This window comes from Anabaena sp. CA = ATCC 33047 (assembly GCF_963870205.1).
Lineage (GTDB): Bacteria > Cyanobacteriota > Cyanobacteriia > Cyanobacteriales > Nostocaceae > Trichormus.
Genome location: NZ_CAWMSA010000044.1, coordinates 1 through 3,415 on the forward strand (window position 1 = coordinate 1; position 3,415 = coordinate 3,415).

Sequence of the window (3,415 nt, forward strand, 5' to 3'; positions counted from 1 at the left end):
CTGGTGCAGGTGCGGGTGCGGGTGCGGAGGCTTCCACTGCTGGCACTGGTGCGGGGACGGGTGCGGGTGCGGGTGCGGGTGCGGGTGCGGGGGTTGCTACCGTAGGTGCTGCCGGAGGTGCGGCTGGGGGTGCGGCTGGGGGTGCTGCCATTGCTGTTGGTGGCAAGGGTGAGGCGGCAGGATCAATGCCTAAAGCATTGGGTTGTAATAATTCTAAAACTGGATCGGGATTAACTAAGGGTGGAACTTCTACAGGGACATCGGGCGCAACGGTGGCAACGACGGTAGCAGGGGCAGGAGAGACGCTTGAGTGCAGGTTAAAACCACATTGACCACAGAAAGCAGCATCTGATTGTACAGTTGCGCCACAATTGGGGCAATTAGTAGTAGCTGGTAACGGTGTATAGCAAGCTTCACATTGCACAGCACCGTCTGGATTGGGGTGATTACAATTAGGGCAGACAATCATTGATTTAAGCCTTTGTTCAAGAGCATCCTAACAATAGTCTTGGCAAGCACAGAGAAATCTGGGCAGTTGCCCACAGGGAACTATGACAGCGAGGAGTTGAGAGGAGGGTTTCCCCATACAGGCAACTGTGAATTCCTTGCGCTTGTCGTGAATTATAAGAAACACTACAAGGGAGCAACTCTAGCTTCCGATTTTAACAATTACTCGTGAAGAGAAAATTAAGCTGAGAGTTCTGCACCTGCTGCGGCATCAAGTAGCCACCACAGTTCCCCTTGGGGTTGAATGAAGCGGGATGGATAGGTGAAGTTATCCGCTACAGGGGCAAATACATGAGCTAAAGCCGGTCTTTTGTTAGCACCAGCAACGATAAAAATTACACTGCGAGCCGCGTTAATGAATGGGTATGTAAAGGTTATGCGGGGGTTGCCGTCTTTGTTACCCACAGTAATTAAGCGATCGCTTACCTTTAAAGCTTCTGTGTGGGGAAACAAAGATGCTGTATGGGCATCATCGCCCATCCCTAACAATACCACATCCAAAGCGGGAAACTCTCCCGGTGCTGACTGAAAAAATGCTTGTAGGTGCTGTTCGTACTTAGTAGCCGATACCACTGGATTATTATCCAAGGTGGGTACGGCGTGAATATTGGCGGCGGGGATATCAACACGATCTAGCCACGCACGACGCGCCATCAATTCATTACTATCGGGATGGGTTGGGGGGACATAACGCTCATCTCCCCAAAATACATGAATTTTATCCCAAGGTAATTTTTGCTGGGCGATCGCTTCATATAACGGCTTAGGTGTGCTACCGCCAGATAAGGCGATAGTAAATCGTCCCTGCTGTTTAATGGCAGTATCTAACTTAGTTAGGATCAAATCCAGCGATCGCGCGATTAACGCTGATTGATCCGGTAGGACTTCAACCGTTTTATTCATGGCTTTATCATCAGATTACCGGCTTCCAGCAATACCATACCTAACTTATGCCAACTCTTCTGTTGAATTTTGAAACTTTTAACATCAGAAATTAAGTCAGCATAAGTCCATTCAATTCATGCTTATCACCTTCGATGATGACTTGTCAGTAGTCGATGGTACGAATGGAGGGGATTGGGGATTGGGGATTGGGGACTGGGAAATCAGAAGAATTGGGGTTATTTGCAGGGGGAAAAGGGGAAAGTCCCCTCTCCCTTGCTCCCTGCTCCCCTGCTCCCTCCGCTCCCTCCGCTCCCTCTGCTCCTCCGCTCCTCCTACTCCCTACTTCCTATTAAAATAAAGTCTTCCAGTCAGGTATTGCGGCTTGTTGGGCAATGAATAATTGTTGAATGCCTTTTTCGGCATAATCTAGTAGCTGATTTAGTTGGGTACGGTTAAAACTGCCTTCTTCTGCTGTACCTTGTATTTCGATGATGCCTAAGTTTTGATTCATGACTACGTTGAAGTCTACTGTGGCGGCGACATCTTCTATATAGTTCAAATCTAGATATGGTTCTTGTGCTAATAAACCTACAGAAATCGCTGCTATTTGTCCACACAGGGGCGATCGCTCTAAGATTCCTTGCTGCATTAATTTAGCGATCGCATGAGCCAAAGCCACGAAACCGCCTGTAATTGCGGCTGTTCTTGTTCCTGCATCAGCTTGCAATACATCCGCATCAACGGTTAAAGTTCGTTCTCCCAATGCCTCAAAATCAATTGCTGCCCTTAAACTACGTCCAATTAAACGCTGTATTTCCTGTGTTCTGCCAGACAATTTTAACAATTCTCTTTCCTGACGCTGTTGTGTGGCTGAAGGTAGCATCCGATACTCAGCCGTTAACCAACCCTTGCCAGTTCCTACCAAAAACTTGGGGACTCCTTCCGCAACGCTGACGGTACAAAGCACCTTTGTTTCACCACAGATTGCCAGCACCGAACCAGGAGCAAAGCGGGTAAATTCAGTTTGAAAAGTTACAGGACGGAGTTCGTAGGGTTTTCGACCGTCGGGACGCTGCCAAACCATGAAAGCTGCCTCAAAATTTTGATGATGAAATATTGTCTTAAAGTTACTTTAGTATTGCCACTCATCAAGAGTGCTGTATCTTAGGTTCAGCATCTCAAAGTGAGGACAAAGCAAGAAGACTGAAAACAAAGTATAAAGTTTATAGTGAAATATACAGTAACCTGCAACAGAAAATTTTAGGATCACGAGCAGAAAGACTCAATTAAGTCGCTGAAATCAAGGTAAGAATATTTTGCAGTACAAATTCCGGCGGCTGATCGCCGTTAATTGTCAAGAGGCGGCGACGACGGTCATAATATTCTAAAATGGGAATAGTGCGGTCATAGAAAACTTCTACACGTCGCTGGACGATTTCTGGTTGATCATCGGGTAAAGAACGTCCGAGAGAACGAGTCACCATCACCGCCTCTGAGACTTGTAAATAAATGGCCCAATCTAACTTCTGCCCTAATTCGTCTAGCAAAAAATCTAATTCTTCAGCTTGGAAAGCGGTACGGGGATAACCTTCTAAAACCCAGCCACCGCTAACGTCAGGTTTTTTCAGACGCGAGCGGATTAACTGAATAATCATATCATCAGGGACTAATTCCCCCCTGGACACGTAGGGCTGGGCATAACGACCTAGTTCACCCAAGTTAGCGTAAATTCCATCTAGCGATTGATTACCAGATATCGCTTCCCGCAAAATCTCACCCGTAGAAATTTGGGGGATTTCCAAGTGACTGCAAAGCCTTGTTGCTTGAGTGCTTTTACCTGCTCCTGAACCTCCTAAAATCACTAATCTCACAATTATTCACTCCTGAACCAGTAACATTGACAACATAATAAGTTGGTTTTGCCCAACCTCCAAGTCAATCTAACATCTAACCTAGGAGGTAGGGGAGCAGGGGAGCAGGGGAGCAGGGGAGGCAGGGGAGCAGGGGAGCAGGGGAGCAGAGG

General features: G+C 47.2%; 4 protein-coding genes. All 4 read right to left on the reverse strand.

All coding sequences use genetic code 11. The features are described from left to right. Positions 1 to 469 (reverse strand): zinc ribbon domain-containing protein (locus AACS98_RS12090; RefSeq protein ID WP_157087513.1); only part of this gene is annotated, 469 nt, incomplete at its 3' end. 218 nt (positions 470 to 687) lie between these two features. Beyond that, positions 688 to 1,410, reverse strand: coding sequence for a 6-phosphogluconolactonase (gene pgl, locus AACS98_RS12095; protein WP_066380106.1), 723 nt, complete (start codon positions 1,408 to 1,410; stop codon positions 688 to 690). Between the two features lie 331 nt (positions 1,411 to 1,741). Next, on the reverse strand, positions 1,742 to 2,476 hold the full coding sequence (rph, locus tag AACS98_RS12100) for a ribonuclease PH (RefSeq protein ID WP_066380111.1): 735 nt from the start codon (positions 2,474 to 2,476) through the stop codon (positions 1,742 to 1,744). 202 nt (positions 2,477 to 2,678) lie between these two features. Then, on the reverse strand, positions 2,679 to 3,263 hold the full coding sequence (locus AACS98_RS12105; protein ID WP_066380113.1) for an adenylate kinase family protein: 585 nt from the start codon (positions 3,261 to 3,263) through the stop codon (positions 2,679 to 2,681). Between the last annotated feature and the right edge of the window lie 152 nt (positions 3,264 to 3,415).

Bases quoted from the DNA above. Each gene is read 5' to 3' on its own strand.
- pgl (WP_066380106.1), bottom strand. From the start codon at position 1,410: ATGAATAAAACGGTTGAAGTCCTACCGGATCAATCAGCGTTAATCGCG.
- rph (WP_066380111.1), bottom strand. From the start codon at position 2,476: ATGGTTTGGCAGCGTCCCGACGGTCGAAAACCCTACGAACTCCGTCCT.